The sequence below is a fragment of the Duganella sp. GW822-FHT06D06 genome, from assembly GCF_058799615.1.
In genome coordinates, this window is the sequence record NZ_JBXALQ010000010.1 from 180,428 (window position 1) to 199,968 (window position 19,541).

General features: G+C 66.4%; 17 protein-coding genes. 8 read left to right on the forward strand and 9 right to left on the reverse strand.

All coding sequences use genetic code 11. The annotated features are described in order from the left end of the window. The first annotated feature begins 73 nt into the window (after window positions 1-73). Both AC1RMD_RS19485 and AC1RMD_RS19490 read left to right on the forward strand, forming a co-directional pair. Window positions 74-1,420 (forward strand): MATE family efflux transporter, encoded by a 1,347-nt coding sequence (locus AC1RMD_RS19485; RefSeq protein WP_492928449.1) that lies wholly within the window; start codon window positions 74-76, stop codon window positions 1,418-1,420. A gap of 110 nt (window positions 1,421-1,530) precedes the next feature. Beyond that, entirely contained in the window at window positions 1,531-2,433 is a 903-nt protein-coding gene (locus AC1RMD_RS19490; protein WP_492928451.1) for a carbohydrate kinase family protein, read from the forward strand. Window positions 2,434-2,476: 43 nt separating this feature from the next. On the opposite strand, the gene AC1RMD_RS19495 is transcribed toward AC1RMD_RS19490, so the two are convergent. The 6 genes from AC1RMD_RS19495 to AC1RMD_RS19520 form a co-directional block, all read right to left on the reverse strand. Beyond that, window positions 2,477-2,887 carry a type 2 periplasmic-binding domain-containing protein gene (locus tag AC1RMD_RS19495; RefSeq protein ID WP_492928453.1) on the reverse strand — a complete coding sequence of 137 codons (411 nt, stop codon included), beginning with the start codon at window positions 2,885-2,887 and terminating at the stop codon, window positions 2,477-2,479. Between the two features lie 11 nt (window positions 2,888-2,898). Continuing rightward, a complete protein-coding gene (locus tag AC1RMD_RS19500; RefSeq protein ID WP_492928455.1) occupies window positions 2,899-4,101 on the reverse strand; it encodes a porin family protein in 1,203 nt (400 codons plus the stop codon). Between the two features lie 274 nt (window positions 4,102-4,375). Next, complete coding sequence (locus AC1RMD_RS19505) at window positions 4,376-4,816, reverse strand: carboxymuconolactone decarboxylase family protein (RefSeq protein WP_492928457.1); 441 nt, start codon at window positions 4,814-4,816, stop codon at window positions 4,376-4,378. 125 nt (window positions 4,817-4,941) lie between these two features. Beyond that, complete coding sequence (locus AC1RMD_RS19510; RefSeq protein WP_492928459.1) at window positions 4,942-5,223, reverse strand: TehB family protein; 282 nt, start codon at window positions 5,221-5,223, stop codon at window positions 4,942-4,944. Next, entirely contained in the window at window positions 5,220-5,417 is a 198-nt protein-coding gene (locus AC1RMD_RS19515; RefSeq protein WP_492928461.1) for a hypothetical protein, read from the reverse strand. The genes AC1RMD_RS19510 and AC1RMD_RS19515 overlap by 4 nt, the downstream gene beginning before the upstream one ends. Before the next feature lie 71 nt (window positions 5,418-5,488). Next, window positions 5,489-9,082 carry a CHASE domain-containing protein gene (locus tag AC1RMD_RS19520; RefSeq protein WP_492928463.1) on the reverse strand — a complete coding sequence of 1,198 codons (3,594 nt, stop codon included), beginning with the start codon at window positions 9,080-9,082 and terminating at the stop codon, window positions 5,489-5,491. Between the two features lie 142 nt (window positions 9,083-9,224). On the opposite strand from AC1RMD_RS19520, the gene AC1RMD_RS19525 reads away from it, so the two are divergent. From AC1RMD_RS19525 to AC1RMD_RS19545, 5 genes are all read left to right on the forward strand, one after another. Then, complete coding sequence (locus AC1RMD_RS19525; protein WP_492928465.1) at window positions 9,225-11,879, forward strand: ATP-binding protein; 2,655 nt, start codon at window positions 9,225-9,227, stop codon at window positions 11,877-11,879. A gap of 122 nt (window positions 11,880-12,001) precedes the next feature. Further along, the gene (locus tag AC1RMD_RS19530; RefSeq protein ID WP_492928467.1) at window positions 12,002-12,427 is read left to right on the forward strand and encodes a DUF2141 domain-containing protein; all 426 of its coding nucleotides are present in this window, start codon (window positions 12,002-12,004) and stop codon (window positions 12,425-12,427) included. A gap of 14 nt (window positions 12,428-12,441) precedes the next feature. Further along, entirely contained in the window at window positions 12,442-13,941 is a 1,500-nt protein-coding gene (locus tag AC1RMD_RS19535; RefSeq protein ID WP_492928469.1) for a carotenoid oxygenase family protein, read from the forward strand. A 17-nt stretch (window positions 13,942-13,958) separates the two neighbouring features. After that, complete coding sequence (locus AC1RMD_RS19540) at window positions 13,959-15,152, forward strand: sensor histidine kinase (protein WP_492928471.1); 1,194 nt, start codon at window positions 13,959-13,961, stop codon at window positions 15,150-15,152. Between the two features lie 20 nt (window positions 15,153-15,172). After that, window positions 15,173-15,928: a LytR/AlgR family response regulator transcription factor gene (locus AC1RMD_RS19545; RefSeq protein ID WP_492928529.1), complete on the forward strand. Its 756-nt coding sequence runs from the start codon at window positions 15,173-15,175 to the stop codon at window positions 15,926-15,928. A 29-nt stretch (window positions 15,929-15,957) separates the two neighbouring features. Here AC1RMD_RS19545 and purT read toward each other — a convergent pair whose 3' ends face one another. Both purT and AC1RMD_RS19555 read right to left on the reverse strand, forming a co-directional pair. After that, the gene (gene purT / locus AC1RMD_RS19550; RefSeq protein ID WP_492928473.1) at window positions 15,958-17,169 is read right to left on the reverse strand and encodes a formate-dependent phosphoribosylglycinamide formyltransferase; all 1,212 of its coding nucleotides are present in this window, start codon (window positions 17,167-17,169) and stop codon (window positions 15,958-15,960) included. Between the two features lie 160 nt (window positions 17,170-17,329). Beyond that, complete coding sequence (locus AC1RMD_RS19555) at window positions 17,330-18,070, reverse strand: DUF481 domain-containing protein (RefSeq protein WP_492928475.1); 741 nt, start codon at window positions 18,068-18,070, stop codon at window positions 17,330-17,332. A 125-nt stretch (window positions 18,071-18,195) separates the two neighbouring features. On the opposite strand from AC1RMD_RS19555, the gene AC1RMD_RS19560 reads away from it, so the two are divergent. Continuing rightward, window positions 18,196-18,585: a hypothetical protein gene (locus tag AC1RMD_RS19560; protein WP_492928476.1), complete on the forward strand. Its 390-nt coding sequence runs from the start codon at window positions 18,196-18,198 to the stop codon at window positions 18,583-18,585. Between the two features lie 20 nt (window positions 18,586-18,605). On the opposite strand, the gene AC1RMD_RS19565 is transcribed toward AC1RMD_RS19560, so the two are convergent. Beyond that, window positions 18,606-19,514, reverse strand: coding sequence for a LysR family transcriptional regulator (locus AC1RMD_RS19565; RefSeq protein ID WP_492928479.1), 909 nt, complete (start codon window positions 19,512-19,514; stop codon window positions 18,606-18,608). Window positions 19,515-19,541 lie beyond the last annotated feature (27 nt).

Below are 19,541 nucleotides of genomic sequence, written 5' to 3' on the forward strand. Positions count from 1 at the left end.
CTAAGATTAATTCGCAACACTTATTCGTCAGCTCAAGATGCCCGCCGCCAAAACCCCGATACCTACGCCTCCCATGTTCAATCTCGCCTGGCCTTTGCTCGTGGAGCTGGGGCTGGCGATCGCTTCCAGCGTCATCGGCACCGGGCTGGCGTCGCGTATTTCGGACGAGGCGGGCGGCGCTTTCGCCATCGCCAGCCAGGTGTCGGCCACCTTGTTCATTCTATTCCGCATCATCGGCGCCGGGGTCAGCGTCGTAGTGACGCAAAACCTCGGCGGCGGCCAGCGCGCGGCCGCCAACCGGGTCGCTTGCGCGGTGGTGGGCGCCAGCACCTGGCTGGGCGCCGTCACCGGCCTGTTGGCGCTGTTGGGCGCGAACGGCCTGCTGCAGCTGCTGAACGCGCCGGCCGAGGTGTTGCCGCTGGCGGCGCCGTTGCTGCAAGCGCTGGCGCCGGCCATGCTGCTCGATGCATGGAACGCGTCGATGGCCAGCGTGATGCGGGCCCATCTGCGCACCCGCGATACGCTGGTGGTGCTGGTGATCATGCACGTCAGCCACCTGGCGCTGGCGATCCCGATGATGCACGGCTGGGGGCCGATACCGGCGCTGGGCCTGCCCGGCTACGCGTACGCGCTGGCGCTCAGCCGCGCCATCGGCCTGGCCCTGCATTTGCTGATGTGGCGCGTGCACCTGGGCATCCGCGTGGCGCGCGCCGACTGGTGGCGCCTGCCGCGGCGCGAACTGGGCGCGGTGCTGCATATCGGCCTGCCCGGCGCGGCCGAGAACATCGCCTGGCGGTTGGCCTTCATGGTCAGTGTGGCGACCGCGGCCGAACTGGGCGCCAAGTCGCTGGCCACGCAAGCGTATGTGCTGCAATTGATGGGCGGGGTGATGATGTTCAGCATCGCCACCGGGCTGGCGGTGGAGATCGTGGTGGGCTACCTGATCGGCGCCGGCCGGCTGCGCGAGGCGCACGGCGTGGTGCGGCGCTCGCTGGGGCGCGGCTTGGTGGTGTGCGTCCTGATCGCCGGCTGCGCCGCGCTGCTGGGGCGCTGGCTGCTGGGCTGGTTCACGCAGGACCAGGAGATCATCGCGGCCGGCGCCACGCTGCTGTGGATTACCGTGCTGCTGGAGCCGGGCCGTACCTTCAACCTGGTGGTGATCAACGCGCTGCGGGCGGCCGGCGACGCCCGCTTTCCGGTGATGGCGGGCGCCTTGTCGATGCTGCTGGTGCTGGCCGGCGGCAGCTGGCTGCTGGGTGTGGTGCTGGGCTGGGGCTTGCCCGGCGTGTGGATCGCCTACGCCGCCGACGAATGGATACGCGGCCTGATCATGTGGCGGCGCTGGCAGACCCACGCCTGGGTGCCGCACGCGCGGGCGTCGCGCAAACGTTTGCGGCCGGCGATCGTGGTCGAGGGTTAGCTAGCTTTGGTAATTTAACTACATTTGCAGCGGACATGCCCCAGTATTTTGTTGACCTGATAAATAGCGACTGTTATTTTGCTACATTCTCATGCTTTCGGGAGTGTGCAATGCAACAACTTTCTGACGTGCGCGTGCTGGTGGCGGGCGGTGTCGGCATCGACACCATCGTGCTGGTGCCGTCGCTGCCTCTGGCCGAGGCCGACTCCATCCACGTGCCCGCCGTGTACGACTACGTCGCCCACACCGGCAACGGCGTGGCGCTCAATCTGCTGGCGCTGGGACATCGTCCCGTGCTGCTCGATTTCATCGGCGCCGATGCGCAAGCGGAGCTGGTCCATGCCCGCTACCGCGAGCGCGGCCTGGAGTTCCATGGCGTGGTGCACGCCAGCGGCACCCGGCGCAGCGTCAACCTGGTGTCGCCGGACGGACGCCGGCTGTCGCTGTACGACGGCCGCCATCCGGACGACTTGCGCATGGAGCGCGACTTCTATCTGCCGCACATGGAGCGCGCCCAGCACCTGCACCTGACCATCATGCCGTGGGCGCGCGATTGGTACGACGACGCCGCCGCCTGCGGCCTGCCGGTATCGACCGACCTGCACGACTGGGACGGCAGCAATCCCTATTATCACGATTTCGCGCGGCGCTCCGACCTGGTGTTTCTCAGCACGGCGGCCTTGCGCGGCCGGCACGAGCAGGTGATGCGGGAGATCCTCGCTACGGGACGGGCGACGGTGGTGATCGCCATGGCGGGGGCGCAGGGTAGCTATCTGCTGCGGCGCGGCGACGCCGAGCTGCTGCACGTGCCATGCGCCAAGCTCGAGCTGCCGGTGGTCGACAGCAACGGCGCGGGCGACGCCTTTGTCAGCGCCTACCTGCACGGACAATTTCAAGGGATGGCAATCGAGGACTGCATGCGCCTGGGCGCCATCTCGGGCGCCTATGCCTGCAGCGTGCCGGGCACGGCCGAACGCAGCCTGACGCTCGACGAGCTGGCGCGCTATCTGTAACGCCCGAAAGCTGGCATCCAACTTTCGGGCCGGCGCTGCTTGCTTACTGCACCGTGAGGATCACCTTGACGGTGTCGTCCACCTGCGACTTCTCGATGTAGCCGATCGCCTGCGGATCGGCCGCCACCGCCTTCTTTACCTCGGCGCTGGAACCGAACTCCTTCGGCGCGCTGGCCTTGCCGGTGAACACCAGCTTGGACCAGATGGCCTTGACCTGCGTGGCGTCCTTGTCCAGCACTTTTTTATAGAACTCGTTGCGCAGCGGGCCGTCGGTGTGCTCGATCGGCGTAAACAGCGTCGATTTGCCGAGGAAGAACTGGGCCGCCTGTTCGCTGAACATGCGTGTGGCCGGGTTCTTCGGACTGACGATGACGACGATTTCCGCCGCGAACACAGGGGCGATGGCCAGCCAGGCGCCGGCTGCCAGCAATACTTTTCCGATTGTCGTTTTCATGTGGATTCTCCTTAGAAGACGAAATCGATGGCGGCGGCGTACACGTTGACGGTGCTGCCCGCGAAGCCCGGCTTGGGGTTGAGGAAGTAGCCGGCGCCGTCGCGCGTCTTGATGCGGTCCATCTGCACCTTGAACGCCGCCGATTTGTAGAAGTCCCAGCGCAGGCCGATGCCGGTGGTCGATTGCAGGCCGGACTTGATGGCGCCGTTGGTGCCGGCGGTCAGCGCGGCCAGCGGGCCGGTGGTCGGCATGCCGGAGAAGTTGCGGATGCTGTCCTGCTTGACGTCGCCGTGCACGATGAAGGGCACGAACTTGCCGTAGCGGTAGCCCGCCATGATGTACCAGGAGCTGGTGTCCGGCACCAGGCGCGATTCGGTCTTGCGCTTGGCGTATTCGGCCTGGCCGATGATGTTGTTGTAGTCCATCGTGATGCCGGCCGAGGTGAAGGTGCCCTTGATGTCGGTGAGCTTGACTTCACTGGCGACCGAGCTCAGACCGAACTTGTTCAGGCTGCCCACCAGGCCGCTGAGGCTGGCGTTGTCGTAGATGCCGAACGAGGCTTGCGAGCGGCCCAGGCGATAGGTGAACGGGCCGTGCTCGACCACCAGTTGGGTCGAAATCACCGGCTTGAAGTCGACATAGTAGTTGCCGGGCGCGCGCACCTTGGCGCGGCCGATCGCCGCTTGCGCGGTCACGGTGGTGTCGCCGAAGCTGTGCTGGTAGGTGACGTCGCCGCCGTCCGCATTGTCGACGGTGACCTGGCGGTACACCTCATTGGGCGGGCGCAGCATGGTGTTGGCGTAGCCGACGTTGCGCACGTCGGAGATCATGTACACCGGCAGGCCGACGCGGCCCAGGCGCAGCGAGAAGTCGTCGTTGAGCTTGATCTTGGCGAAGGCCCACGCCAGCTCGGCGCCGAATTGATCGTTGTTGCCGTTTTTGCGCACCAGGCCCTGGGCGGTGAAGGAGATGCTGTCGCTCCACTTGGCGGTGACCTGGATGCCCAGGTTGGAATCGACGCCGGGACGGGCGTCCTTGCCGACGCCGGCGGCCTGGTTGACGCGGTTGAATTCTGCCTGGTCGGAATTGGTCATGGTCAGGGCGCCGGTGCCGAAGCCGCTGACGGTGATCGGCATGCTGTCCTGCGCGTGGGCGGTGGCTGCCAGGGCACTGAGGACTGCTAAAGTGGTGAATGCAAGCTTGGGTGATTTCATCGTGTACCCCTCCGTAGGTTATTGGCGATTGTCTTGGTGGTGTTGTGCGCCTTATTTAGTGTGGACCGGGCGAAGGGGGAGGTGGGTGTTTTTATGGCAAAATGTCACATTTCCGTTGTTCAGTGGCAACGAATTGCATAATGGAAGCGGTATCACATGATGCAAACGGCAAGCTTGTTTAAAGGATGTGCTTGATGTAGCCCGCTATTTATGCGGCCGGCGGCGCCGGTTGTCCTGAACATTGAAGACACAATTGACGCCGGCCGCGACCGCTTTACGGCGCCGGCATTTTGCGGAAGCCGACGCCCAGGCGGTTCCAGGAATTGATGGTGCTGATCGCCAGCGTCAGGTCCACCTGTTCCTTGGGCGTGAACTGGGCTTGCAGCCGTTCGTAGTCGGCGTCCGGCGCGTGGCTGACGGACAGCTGCGTCAGGGCCTCGGTCCAGGCCAGCGCGGCCTGTTCGCGTTCGGTGAAGAAGGGCGTCTCGCGCCAGACCGCCACGCCGTGCATGCGGCGGTCGGTCTCGCCGGCCTTGCGGGCGTCGGTGGTGTGCATGTCGATGCAGAAGGCGCAGCCGTTGATCTGCGACGCGCGCAGCTTGACCAGCTCCAGCAGCGGCGCCTCCAGGCCCAGCTTGTTGACCGCGACTTCCAGCGCGATCATGGCTTTCATCGCGTCCGGCGAGGCGGTGTAGAAATCGGTGCGTGCGTGCATGATGGTTTCCTTTGAAGTGGCTGATTAACGAGTCCATTCTAGGAGGCCAATCACCGCCTGCGGGAGGCCAATATCGACTAAAAACGCTAGTCCATGGCGGCGCCGCCGGCCGGCGCCTGCGCCGCTCAACGGTGGAAGTCGACCTGGAAGCGCACCGGCCCCACCACCTCGACTTCGTGTTCGATGCGCGGCTCGACCACGCCAGGGCGCTCGGGCGTGAGCAGCGTCTCCTCGGCCGGCTGCGAGGGATCGGTGATGCGGTACAGCAGGCTGCCGTCCAATATCGTGATGCGGCCCCACACGCCGGCGGCGGTGGTGTGGCTGCGTTGCAGGGCCGCCGGCACACTGTCCTGCGTGAAGACCGGGCTGCTCTTGTAGTGGGCCACGTTGTCGGGTATGGATTTCATGTTGTTTCCTTGGGTGAGGCCACCTTCACTGCACCGAAAAATCCGTATTGGAGGCTGGCGGCGATGCGGCGGGCCACGGTCTTGAATTCGGCGGCGTCGAATACCGGTTGCAGCACCGGGTCGGTCCGGACTTCATCATAAAACTCGTGGACCAGCGTGGCGATCGATGCGGGAGTCAGCGGCAAGTGGGACATGATGAACCTGGAAGATATAACAGACATTTAGAATACCACAATATGCGTCGCAAGCTGGGGTGGGCACCTCGTCAGCGGCCGGCGGCGGCGCGCTGGGCGGCGGGCAGGTTGCGCGTGATCGCGCGCAGCATTTGTTCGACGTCGATAGGTTTGGCGATGAAATCGTTCATGCCGGAGGCGATGCACTGCTCGCGCTCGGACAGCATGACGCCGGCCGTCATGGCCAGCACCGGCAATTCAAGTTTGAGCTCGTTGCGGATGCGGGTGGTCGCCTCGAAGCCGTCCATTTCCGGCATCTGCACGTCCATCAGCACCAGGTCGTAGCGGTGGGCGTCGCTGCGCAGCCGGTCGAGCGCGGCGCGGCCGTTGTCCACCGCGTCGATGCTGGCGCCGGCGTAGGACAGCATGCTTTGCGCCACCAGCTGGTTGATCGGATTGTCCTCCACCAGCAGGATGCGCACGCCGTCGATGCGCAGGCCCGGCTGGGCGGCGTTGTCGGCGCTGGCGGCGGCCGGGGTGCCGGCCTGGGCCTGCTGCAGGGTCTCGTTCAGGCGCGCCATGGTGACGGGCTTGAGCAGCACCGCGTTGGCCGCCTCGGCGCCGCGGGTGTGCAACAGCTTGCCCTGGCCGAAGGCGCTGACCATCAGGATGATGGCGGGGCAGTCCTGCGGCAAGGCCTGGCGGATCGCCTGCATGGTGTCGAGGCCGTTCATGCCCGGCATGTCCCAATCGACCAGGATGGCGTCGTAGCGGCCGGCGGCGCGGCGCAGCAGCGTCAGCGCCTGTTCGCCGGAGCCGGCGCTGTCGCTGCTCCAGCCGCGCGCGCGGATGGTGCGGCCCAGGTAGTCGGCGCTGACCGGGTCGTCGTCCACCAGCAGCAGGTGCTGGGCCGGCAGCGGCGCGCCGCCAGTCGCGGCGTCGGCGGCGGCTTGCAGCGGCACCGTCAGGATGAAGGCGCTGCCGGCGCCGGCGATGCTCTGCACGTCGATCGCGCCGCCCATCAGCGCGGCGATGCGGCGCGAGATGGCCAGTCCCAGCCCGGTGCCGCCGAAGCGCCGGGTCATCGAGGCGTCGGCCTGCGAGAACGGCGCGAACAACAGCGCCAGCTGGTCGGGCGGTATGCCGATGCCGCTGTCGCGCACCGTGAAGCGCAGCGTGACGGCGCCGGCCATGTCGTCGCCGGTCCGTTCCACCAGCACCGAGACCGATCCCTTTTCGGTGAACTTGATGGCGTTGCCGACCAGGTTGATCAGGATCTGCTGCAGGCGGTGGCCGTCGCCCAGCAGCGCCGGCGGCACGGCGGCTTCGACGCCGATCGCCAGCTCCAGGTCTTTTTCGCCGGCGTTGACGGTCATGATGGTGGCGATGGCCTCCAGCACGGCGCTCAGCTGGAACGGCGCCGGCGCCAGCTCCATGCGGCCCGCTTCGATCTTGGAGAAGTCCAGCACGTCGTTGAGGATGCTGAGCAGCGAATTGCCGGACGACCGTATCATCTCCAGGTACTTTTGCTGGTCGGGCGAGAGCGAGGTGTTGTTCAGCAGGTGGGTCATGCCCAGCACGGCGTTGAGCGGGGTGCGGATCTCGTGGCTCATATTGGCGACGAACTCGGACTTGGCGCGGCTGGCCGCTTCGGCCAGGTCGCGCGCGACGATCAGCGAGCTTTCCGATTCGCGCAGCGCCGCGGTCTTTTCCTCGGCCAGCGCGGCGGCGTAGGCCTGGCGCGCGGTCAGCGCCCGCACCACGCCAAAGAACAGCAGGCTGATGATCACGCCGGCCAGCAGCACGATGTGGGACTTCTGGCGGTCGATCGAATTCTCGAATGCCGGCAGCGAGGTAAACCGCAGCGTCCAGCGATGCTGCATCTGCACCAGCGGCGCGCTGCGCAGGTAGGGACTCGGATATTGCAGCTTGTCGTTATCGGTGCGGTTGCCGCTGGCGTACAGCAGGGCGGCGGGATCGGTGGTGCTGCCGTCGAAGATCTCCAGCTGCACCACCCGGTCGGAGGGGCCGAGCAGGCCGGCCATCATGTCGTCGGCACGGATCGGACTATACGAGTAGCCCTGCAGCGCCGCCATGCGCTGCGCCGGCGACAGGACGGCGCCGGCGGCCGGCTTGCGGTAGATCGGGAAGAACATCAAAAAGCCCGGCCGCCCCTGCTCGGCGCCATTCTGCACCAGCGTCACCTTGGCCGACAGCGATGGCTTGCCGCTGCGCGCCGCCTCCAGCAGGGCGGCCTGGCGGACCGGCTCGGACATCAGGTCGTAGCCGAAGGCGCGCAGGTTCTGGCCCTGGAACGGCTCCAGATACAGCACCACCGTGGACAAGGAACCCAGCGCGCTGCCAGGCTTGGCCCAGACACGGAAATCGGGGTGGCCCTGGCCGCGCACCTGCGCTTCCAAGGCGTCGCGCCGGCCGGCCGGCACCTGGGCGGCATAGCCCAGCCCCATCACGCCGGGCAGGCTATGCGGGAGATCGAGCGCCTCGGTGAAATTGCGCCACTGGGCGCGGCTCGGTTCCGGTTCGGCGCTGAACAGCGCGCGGGCGCCGCGCAGGCCCGATTCGTACAAGACCATGCGTCTGGCGATGCGCTCGGCGATGTCGGCGCATTCGGTGTCGAACTGCTCGCGCGCGCGGCGCTCGGTGCTGAGCGCCACCAGGTGCCAGACGATCACGGTCAGGCCGACGCAGATCAGCAGCGTGGCCCATTGCGCCGCGCTGTGGCCGCGCAGCGCGCCGCTCATGCGGCGCCGCTCGCTGGCGTCGGCGCACAGCACCATGCCCACCAGGCTGCACAGGACGACGAAGCTGTCGAGCGAGATCAAGGCGTCGTTGAGCGTGCCGACCGCGAACGGCCCCAGGCCGCGCACGGTGCACAGCACCGCGCCGCCGGCGGTGGCCAGGCAGGCCAGGCTGGCGCCGCGCAGCCCGAAACGATACGAGGCCCAGGCCACGCACAGCATGAAGACATACGGCAGCCAGCCGGGATCGTCGTTGGCGGTGTAGCGGCGGCCGAAGATGCCGGCGATCAGCGCGGCCAGCAGCAGCAGCGACAGCGTGGCCTCCAGCGCGACCACGCGCCGCCAGCGCGGCCGCCGCCAGGCCAGGATGGCCGGCGCCACCAGCAGCACGCCGGCGACGTCGCCGACCCACCAGGTCAGCGCCACGGTGCTCCAGGCGGCGGCCGGCACCAGGCCGCCCAGCGCCAGCGTGCCGCTGCCGACGCCGGCGCTGATCAGGCACACCAGCAGGGCGATGGTGGCGAATTTATAGACGTCTTGCAGTTGGCCGAGCGGCCGCGCGGCGTCGGTGTGGCGGCGCATCAGCCAGGCGCCGGCCAGCGCTTCCAGGGTGTTGCCGACGGCGATCAGCAGCGAGGCCGTCACCAGGCCGGCGCTGAACGGCAGGCCGTTGGTGGTGAAAGTGGCCAGGTTGGCGGCCAGTGCGCCCAGCAGGATGGCCGGCCAGGCGCGGTAGCCCAACAACAGGACGGCGGCGAAGGCGATGCCGGACGGCGGCCAGACCGGGGTGGCGTTGCTGTGGGCGAAGGCCAGCAACAGGCTGGCGTTGGCCACCAGGTAGTAGCAGGCGGTCAGCAGCACCAGCGCGAGCGGTGCGGGCCCTGACGGGGGTGTGGCCGGGTGGTCCTGTTCGGAGCCTGCGCGCATGGCAGATAGCTTGGTTGTCTCGGTGGCAATCACTATACCCCGAGCCGCCGCATATTTGTTGGGTTTATGCCGTGCGGGCGTAGCCAAACCGGGCAGCAGCATGTAATACTTTGATATCATCTTTCTAGCGAGTGCGCGGTCCATGGCGTTGAAACAGTATCTGCCGTCCACCCTGCGGTTCCGGCTCAGCGGCCTGGTCATGCTGCTGGTGCTGGGCGCGACCGTCACCGTGACGGTGGTGGCGCTGATGCTGGCTGAGCGCGACATGAAGGAAGTGATAGGCAGCCAGCAGTACGCCTTGCTGTCGGGCGCCGCCGCCCACATCGACGAGCACCTGGCCGGCAAGAAGGCCATGCTGGCGGCGCTGGCCGAATCGCTGCCGGCCGCCATGCTGCGCGATCCGGCGGCGCTGCGCGCCTATCTGAAGGCGCGGCCGACCGCCCGCAGCCAGTTCTCTTTCTTGGAAATCTACGACGGCGACGGCCTGTTGACCGGGGCGCTGGCGGAGGAGATGCCGGCGCAGCCTTTCCGCGCCGCCGGCCAGGAATGGTTCGACCAGACCTTGGCGCGCGGCCGCGGCGTGGTGTCGGTGCCGTTCGCCAGCAAGCTGGCCGGCGCGCCGACGGTGCTGATCACGGCGCCGGTGTTCGACAGCGACGGCCGGGTGGCGCTGGTGCTGGCCGGCGGCATCAACCTGCTGCACTATGCGCCGTTCGAGTCGCTCAGCGCGCTCAAGCCGGGCAGCACCGGTTTCACCTTCATCATGACCGCCGACGGCATCCTGCTCAGCCATCCGAACAAGGCGCGCCTGCTGCACCACATTAACGAGCGTCCCGGCACCAACAAGGCCACCGAGATGGCGCTGAACGGCTTCCAGGGCTGGACCGAGGCCGAGAACAAGGACCACGTCAGGGGTATCTACTCCTACCGCCGCCTGCAGCACGCGCGCTGGATCGTCGCGGCGCGCTTCCCCAGCGACGAGGCGCTGGCGCCATTGCGCGAGATGCGCTACGAGGCGGCCGGCGCGGCGACGGTGTTCGCCTGCCTGGCCGGCCTGCTGTCCTGGCTGGGCATCGCCCGCCTGCTGCGGCCCTTGCAGCGGCTGCGCCGCAACATCGCCGAGATCAAGAACAGCCGCGCCGGCATCCAGGTGCTGCAACTGGACCGCAAGGACGAAATCGGCGAATTGAGCGGCGCCTTCTACCGCCTGATGGCCGAGCGCGAGGCGGCCCAGCTGCGCACCTACGAAAGTGAAAAGCGGGCGCGCATCCTGGCCGACAACCTGCCGCTGCTGATCGCCTACGTGGACCGCGAACGACGCTTCCTGTTCACCAACGAGTGCTACCGCACGCAGTTCGGCCTCGATCCGCAGCAGATGCTGGGCCGGACCGTGTCCGATGTTTTCGGCGCCGCCGCCGACAGCTGGCTGGGCGACCTGGATCAGGCGCTGCTGGGCCGCCGACTGCACTTCGAGCGCGAGTTCGACCAGCACGGCCAGACGCAGCACTTCATGGTGGACCTGGTGCCGGACGTGGCGGCCGACGGCATGGTGGCGGGCAGCTATCTGATGGCGATGGATATCACCGACCGCAAGAACGCGGAGCTGATCCAGGCGGCCGGCGAACAACGCGCCGCCGCCGCCAGCCGCGCCAAGAGCGAGTTCGTGGCCAATATGAGCCACGAGATCCGCACGCCGATGAACGCGGTGCTGGGCGTGGCGTATTTGCTGGGGAATACGGAGTTGAGCGGGCAGCAGAAGGAGTACGTGGACATGATACGCTCGTCCGGCAATGTGCTGCTGGGGATCCTGAACGACGTGCTGGACTTCTCCAAGATCGAAGCCGGGCGCATGGAACTGGCGCCGTCGACCTTCCAGCTGGACGAGGTGCTGGCGGCGGTCAATACTGTGATGACGACTACGGTGACCGCCAGCGGCATTCGTTTCGACATCGCCACCGACGCCGCGGTGCCGCCGGCGCTGGTGGGCGACGCCATGCGCTTGCAGCAGATCCTGATCAATTTGGTTGGCAACGCCATCAAGTTCACCGAGCGCGGGCAAGTGCTGCTGCGGGTGGAGCGCTCGGCCAACGGCATGGCCGGATACGCCGGCGACGCCGTCGGCCTGCGCTTCGTGGTGCGCGACACCGGCATCGGCATGGACCAGGAACAGCAGAGCCGCCTGTTCGAAGCCTTCAACCAGGCCGACGCCTCGACCACGCGCCGCTTCGGCGGCACCGGGCTGGGACTGGCGATCTGCCGCCGCCTGGCCGAGTTGATGGGAGGCGCCATCGCCGTCAGCAGCACGCCGGGCGAAGGCAGCGAGTTTGTCGTCACGCTGCCGTTCCTGCTGCCGAAGGCCGAACTGCCGGCTGCGCCCGGGCCGGCCGACGAGGATCCCGCGGAGCAGCGCCTGCGCGGCGTGCGCCTGCTGCTGGTGGAAGACCATCCGCTCAACCAGGTGGTGGCGCGCGGCATGCTGGAATACGCCGGCGCCAGCGTCGACGTGGCGGAAAACGGTCAACTGGCGGTGGAACGCCTGCGCGACCATCGGGACGACTACGACATCGTGCTGATGGACGTGCAGATGCCGGTGATGGACGGCTTTGCCGCGACCGACGTGATACGCCGCGAGCTCAAGCTGGACCTGCCCATCCTGGCCATGACGGCGGGCGTGATGCAATCGGAGCAGGAACGCTGCATCGCCGCCGGCATGAACGATTTCATCGCCAAGCCGGTCGATGTCGAGCAGATGCTGGACATCATTTCGCGCCATATTCCGGCCGGGCGCCGCCTCTGAGGCGGTACATCTGGCGCCGGCCGGCTGCATTTCGCGCCGGACTTGGGCGTTTCGTCGCATCGTTCTCCTGGCCGGCGGTCCGCTGGCTAGAGTGGAGCCACTTTCACTCAATGGAGTTCTTCATGCGATCCACCACCCTTGCCGCCGCCGTCCTGTCCATCTTGTCCGCCCTGGCGCTGACGCCTGCCGGCGCCGCCGACCTGAAAATCTCCGTGAGCGGCATCTCCAGCGCCGACGGCCAGATCATGGTCGCCCTGTACAACTCCGCCGAGACCTACCTGGGCAAGCCGTTGCGCTCGACGGCCGCGCCGGCCGTGGTGGGCGCCACGCAGATCGAGTTCAAGGACCTGCCGGCCGGCGACTACGCCTTTTCGCTGTACCACGACGCCAACGCCAACGGCAAAATGGACCGCAACCTGATCGGCATCCCGTCCGAGGATTACGCGTTCAGCAATAACGCGATGGGCAGACGCAGCGCGCCCGACTATGCGGCCGCGCGCTTTACGCTGCCCGCCGGCGGCGCCGCGACCAGCGTCAGCCTGCGCTGATCGTGGAGCATGCCATGAGCCATACGATCAACGCACGCCGTCGGTTCCTGTCCCGCGGCATCGGCCTGGCCGCGCTGGGCCTGGGTTCCGGCGCCGCGCTGGCCGACAGCGACACCCAGCGCCGCTTCCACCTGGCGCTGGAGCACAACGCCAGGCTGGCGCCGTTTGCCGGCGCCAGCGGCGAGCTGTCCGGCGAGGCCGCGATCCACGGCCGCTTGCCGGACGACCTGCAGGGCGTCTTCTACCGCAACGGGCCTGGCCGCTTCGAGTTGGGCGGCGAGCGCTATCACCACTGGTTCGACGGCGACGGCTACGCGCAGCGCTGGCAGATCGGCGGCGGCAAGGTCAGTCATCGCGGCCGCTTCGTCGCCACCCAGAAGTTCACCGAGGAGACGGCGGCGGGCCAGTTCCTGTATCCGGCCTTCGGCACTTTTGTCAGCCGCAAGTCGGCCAAGAGCAACGATACGATGAACGCGGCCAACACCAACCTGCTGCCGCTGGGCGGCCGCGTGTACGCGTTGTGGGAGGGCGGCTCCGCCGTCGAAGTCGATCCGCAAACGCTGGAAACGCGCGGCATCAAGACCTGGCGCCCGGACCTGAAGGCGATGCCGTTCTCCGCCCATCCGAAGCTCGATCCGGAGGGCGGCCTGTGGAACTTCGGGAACCTGCCGGGCGCCGACAAATTGATGATTTACCGCCTGAACGCGGCCGGCGAAGTCATGCGCACCGCGATGCTGGACGTGCCTCAGCTGAACATGGTGCACGATTTCGTCGTCAGCGCGCGCCACCTGATCTTCCTGGTGCCACCGTACGATATGCGGCCCGGCCCGGAGGTCAGCCTGGCCGACAGCCTGCACTGGGCCGGCGCCACCCGGCCGCTGCGCGTGGTGGTGGTCGCCAAGGACACGCTGCAACTGCGCCAGGTGTTCGAACTGCCGGCGCGTTCGGTGTTCCACCTCGGGAACGCGTTCGAGGACGGCGCCTGCACCCGGCTGGATGCGATCATGCACGAGGGCGACATGCTGCCCGAACTGGGCCTGGTCATGCACGGCGAGATGCGGCCTTTCCATGAAGGCTCGAGCACGGTGCAGATCACGCTGGACTACGCCAACGGCCAGGCGCGCGAGGCGCGGCTGTTTGGCGCCAGCGAATTCCCCAGGGTGGCGCCGCAGGTGGTGTCGGCGCGCCACCGCAAGCTGGCGGTGCTGGGCGTGGCGCCCGGTAGCGCGGACTATCTGCTCAACACTGTCAACCTGATCGACATCGACAGCGGCAAGGCGGACAGTTACCGCTTCGACGCCGGCTGGCAGGTGGAGGAGCACGTGCTGGTGCCGCGGCGCGGCGCACGTTCCGAGACCGACGGCTACCTGGTCGGCGTGGCGCAGGACACGCGCCGGCGCCAGACCGTGCTGACGGTGTTCGATGCGCACAACATCAAGGCCGGTCCACGGGCGATGGCGCGGCTGCCTTATGTGTCGCCGCTGTGCTTTCATGGTAACTTTCTGCCGGCCTGAATATTTTGGATACCTCGATGAACCACAGCAGCAAGCAAGCCACGGCGCCTTCGGGCGCCGACCACGCGCGGTTGGCGCATCCGCTGGACCTGATGCCGTTCTTCCGGCGCCGGCCGGCGACGACGCGGCGCAACCTGCTGTACACCCTGATCTGGAACTGCGGCCTGGGCACGGTCTTTACGGCCGTCGAGATGCTGTTGTCCGGCGACGGCGGGTCGCTGCTGTCGCACTGGCTGCCGATGCTGCTCATTTCGAACCTGATCGGCTTCCTGATCCACTTCGGCCATTTGCTGGCCAACGCCGTCAGCGGCGGCTGGCCGCGCCGCGCCAAGGGTTTGCCTCGGTTGGCGTTCAGCCTGGTGCTGGTGGGGGCCAGCGTGGTGCTGGGCCTGGGACTGGGGACCGCGCTGTTGAACGGCAAAGGCGTCGCGCAGGTAATGGATAACCGCGAAGCGCTGGGCCAGTCGCTGTTGGTGGCCGGGGCCATTGCAGTGCTGATGTATTTGGTCACCAGCAGCGCCGAGCGGCGGGTGGCGCAGGCGATGGAAAAGGCGCGGCAACAGGAGCTGATCGCCTCCACCGCGCGCCTGCTGGCGGAAGCCCGGCTGCGCGCATTGCAGGCGCAGATCGAGCCTCACTTCCTGTACAACACGCTGGCCAACGTGGTGAGCCTGATCGGCCCGCAGCCGGCCAAGGCCCAGCACATGCTGGAGCGCTTCATCGATTATCTGCGCGCCAGCCTGGCGGCCAGCCGCAGCGACGAGGCCACGCTGGGATCCGAGGCCAGGCTGATCGCCGCCTACCTGGATGTGCTGGCGGTGCGCATGGGCGAGCGGCTGCGCTATCGCATCGAGGTGCCCGATGCCTTGCGCCAGTTCGCCATCGCGCCGATGCTGCTGCAACCGGTGGTGGAAAACGCCATCTCGCACGGCTTGGAACCGAAGGTGGAGGGCGGCGAGATCGTCGTCAGCGCGCGCGCGGAAGGCGAACATCTGATCCTGCAAATCAGCGACACCGGAGTGGGCCTGGGCAGCACCATGTCGGTCAAGCCGGGTGGCGGCGTGGGTCTGAGCAATTTGCGCGAACGTTTGCGTAGTTTGTACGGCGCCGCCGCTAGGGTAGAATTGCTGGAAAATCAACCCTGCGGCATGACGGTGCGTCTCATGCTGCCATTAAATGCGAGTCCGACATCGATACACCCCGTGCCCTGATCGCAGATGACGAAGAACATCTGCGCGACTATCTGGAAGGCCAACTGAAGACAGCGTGGCCGGAATTGAAGGTGGTGGCCAAGGCGGCCAACGGCCTCGAAGCGCTGCGCATGATCGACGAGGAAACGCCGGACGTGGTGTTCCTCGACATCCGCATGCCCGGCATGACGGGGCTGGACGTGGCGGCGCGGCTGGTGGCCGGCGCCAAGCCGCCGCACATCGTTTTCGTCACGGCCTTCGACCAGTATGCGGTGGAAGCGTTCGAGCATTCGGCGGTCGATTATCTGTTGAAGCCCGCCAGCCTGGAGCGCTTGGACAAGACCGTGAACAAGCTGAAGGCGGCGCTGCGTTCAAGCGCGCCGGCCGCTGCGGCGGGCGTCACGGCGGCGACGCTGCAAGCCCTGTTGCAGCAGTTGGCAGGCGGGGCGCCCGTCGCCGCGGCGCCGGCGCCGACCCTGCAATGGATACGCGCTTCGCAAGGCGAACATACGCGCCTGATCGCCATCGACGAGGTGATCTACTTCCAGAGCAATGACAAATACACCAGCGTGTTCCTGGCGGACGGCGAGAGCCTGATACGCACGCCCATCAGCAAGCTGCGCGAGCAGCTGGACGAGCAGCAGTTCTGGCAGATACACCGCAGCGTGATCGTCGCCGCGCGCCACGTTGCAGGCACACGGCAGGATTTCCGCGGCCGCCTGATGGTGCAGCTGAAGGGACGCGAGGAACAGCTGGTGGTCAGCCGCAACTACGTCGACCTGTTCCGGCAGATGTAGGCGGCGCGTCCCCGCAACTCTTACAACTCTTACTTGCCCAGTACCGGCTTGACCTTGGCCGCCGCTTCCTTGGCGCGCAGGCGCGCGGTTTCCACGTCGTCGGCTGCGGCCAGCGCCACGCCCATGCGGCGGCGCGCGAACGATTCCGGCTTGCCGAACAGGCGGATGTCGGTGCCTGGCACGCGCAACGCTTCGGCCACACCTTCAAAGGCGATGCCCGTCGCTTCGTGCTGGCCGTAGATGACGGCCGACGCACCAGGCGTCTTCAGCGCCACGTTGACCGGCAGGCCGAGGATGGCCTTGGCGTGCAGTTCGAACTCGCTTTGCACCTGGGTCGCCATGGTCACCATGCCGGTGTCGTGCGGGCGCGGGCTCACTTCCGAGAACCAGACCATATCCTCCTTGACGAACAGCTCGACGCCGAACAGGCCCAGGCCACCCAGGTCGCCGGTGACTTTCCCGGCGATTTCGCGGGCGCGCGCCAGCGCCAAAGGATTCATGCGGCACGGCTGCCAGGATTCGACGTAGTCGCCTTGCACCTGCACGTGGCCGATCGGATCGCAGAACTGGGTCACGACCTTGCCGTCGGCGCCGACGGAACGCACCGTCAGCAGCGTGATTTCGTAGTCGAAGTCGATGAAGCCTTCGACGATGACGCGGCCCGAATCGACGCGGCTGCCGGCGGCGGCGTAGTCCCAGGCGGCTTTGACTTCGGCGGCGCTGTCGATCTTGGACTGGCCCTTGCCCGACGAGGACATGACCGGCTTGATCACGCACGGGAAACCGATGGCGGCGGTGGCTGCCTCCAGTTCCGCCAGGCTGCTGGCGAAGCGGTATGGCGACGTCGCCAGGCCCAGGGTTTCGGCGGCCAGGCAGCGGATGCCTTCGCGGTTCATGGTCAGTTGGGCGGCGCGCGCGGTCGGGATGCAGGTGATCTTGCCGGCTTTTTCCAGCTCGGCCAGTGTGTCGGTGGCGATGGCTTCGATTTCCGGCACGATCAGGTCAGGCTTCTCCAGTTCGATCAGCGCGGCCAGGGCGGCGCCGTCTGCCATGTTGATGACGTGGGCGCGGTGCGCGACCTGGTGGCCGGGCGCGTTCGGATAACGGTCGACGGCGATCACTTCCACGCCCAGGCGCTGCAAGGCGATGATGACTTCCTTGCCGAGTTCACCGGAGCCAAGCAGCATGACTTTGGTGGCGGTAGGAGACAGGGGAGTGCCGAAAATGCGGGGAGTGTTCATGAATTCGTCCGGAATAGAGGGAAACGGTAGTTGCTGTGCAGCCGCAGCGCTGCGCGGGCCGACTATAGCAAAACGCGGCTATTTTGGACAGCGGTAGCGGCGTTGCAATTAGAGTAATCCTGGCGCCGAGTCCCGCCAGGAGCCCGCGCTGGCTGCGATGTTAAAACGAGTAGACCAGCGTCACCGACGTTTGGGTATCGGTGTTCTTTTTATCTTCCGGAACACTGGTGTCGTTGCGGACGCTGAACGCGGCCTTCATCTGCATGGTGCTGTTGATTTTGGTGCGCAGCGCCGTCTCGGCCAGCGAGTGGATGTTGGAGGTGCCGCGTTCCACGCTCAGGTTCTGGGTGAACAGGGCGCTGTCGCTCAGTTTCCATTTCAGGTTTGCCGCGCCGCGCACGGTCATGCCGCTTTCCGAATCACCGGTGGAACGGGTGCCGTTGAAATAGCCAGGACCGATTTCCACGTCCAGGCTGTGGTCCTGCGACTTATAAGTCTCGGTGCCGTAACCGACGCCCACGGTCGAGTAGCGCGTGTAGGCGCCGAATTTGTCGTTGACGTGGGTGGCCAACGCGAACAGCTTGTCGTGATCCTGCAGCAGCTTGTATCCGGCCTTGGCGGAGAACGAGTAGCGCTGGGCGGAACGCTCGCGCACTTTTTCGCCGTCGGCCTGCGTGACCTGTTCGTCCTTGAAGTAGCCGGCCAGGATGTACTCGTTGCTCCAGTCGGGCAGTTCCTGCTTGGCATCCAGCTTGCCGGTCACGGAAGTACCGACCGTGTTACCGGAGGTGGCGATGGCGCCCAGTTCGGCGGAGTTGTTCCAGCCATGTGCAGTGGCGGTATCCGCAGCGGCAAGGCCGTGGACCAGGAAGAGGGAGGGGATAAGGAAGATCGCTTTCATGAAGTTATTGTACCTTAGCTCAAAATACAACGCATTCAACAGGGCGCCGCGTCTACGTGCGGACCCGTACAGAAAAATAGCCAAGCTTGCGAGAAGATCAATATACTTTATAAAGGATATCGATCATGAACGCCGCGCTCAGAGTGTCGCAGTTGCTGTTATGTGCAGGATTAGTCGCCGGTTCCGTTTGTGCCAGCGCCGGCGTCAATCGCTGCGTATCCGCCGAAGGCAAGGTGCTGTTGACCGATGCCGATTGTCCGCAGGAGAGCCGGCCGGACGTCAGCGACGACGGCGCGGTGGGCGTCGCGATCAATAGCGGCGGTGTCGCGCCTGCCGCGGTCAGTGCGGCGGCGGCTGTGCCGGTAGCGCCGTTGCCTCGCAGCCCGTGGGCCGATCTGCCGCATCCTTTGGTACGCAAGAGCATGGGGCTGGACGCCGGGACGCTACAGGCAGCATATCAAACCATGCAGATGCACGACGAGATGCGTCGTCAGCGTCTTGTCTCGCAGCGCTAACAGGGCCGGCCGCAAGCGGATCAACTGGTAAGCCAGTAGTCCGGCCGCGCGTAGATCTCCTTCAGCATGTCGATGAAGAAGCGTACCTTGGCCGGCAAGTGGCGCTGCTGCGGATAGACGGCCACGATGTCGTACTGCGGCAGCGCATAGTCGTCCAGCACCGTAATCAGCTCGCCCGACGCCAGTTGCGACTGGATCTCCCACGACGAGCGCCACGCCAGCCCCAATCCCTCGGTAGCCCAGCGATGCAGTAGTTCGCCATCGTTGCAGTTCAAATTGCCGTCCGCCCGCACCGTCACCTGCTTGCCATGATCCTGGAAGTACCAGCCGCGCTGCTGGCCGCCTTGCAGGTTGAAGGCCAGGCAGTTGTGCTGCGACAGGTCGTCCAGCGTGCGTGGAATGCCATGCCGTTCGAAGTAGTCCGGCGTGCCGCATACCACGCGCCGGTTGCTGGCCAGCTTGACGGCGACGAAGCTCGGATCGATCACGCCGCCGATACGGATGCCGACGTCGTAGCCATCCCGCACCAGATCGACCACGCGGTCGGTCAGATTGAACGATATCTGCACGTCCGGATGCGCGCGCACAAAGCCCGCGGCATGGGGCGCCACGTGCTTGCGGCCAAAGGCGGCGGGCGCCGAGACGATCAGGTGGCCGGTGGCGCGGTGCCGTCCTTCGGACACCATTCGGTCCGCGTGGCCCAGATCCGCGAGCAATTTGCGGCAATGGTCCAGATAGAGCGTGCCTTGCTCGGTCAGCGTCAGGTGGCGGGTGGTGCGGTGCATCAGCTTCACGCCCAGGCGCTTTTCCAGCGCGTCGATACGCCTGCCCAGCATGACGGGCGTGATGTGCTGGCCCATCGCCGCGCGTACCAGGCTGCCCTTTTCGGCCACGTCGACGAAGGCCTCGATTTGCGTCAATTTATCCATATGCGGATTATTCCACACTTATTCCGT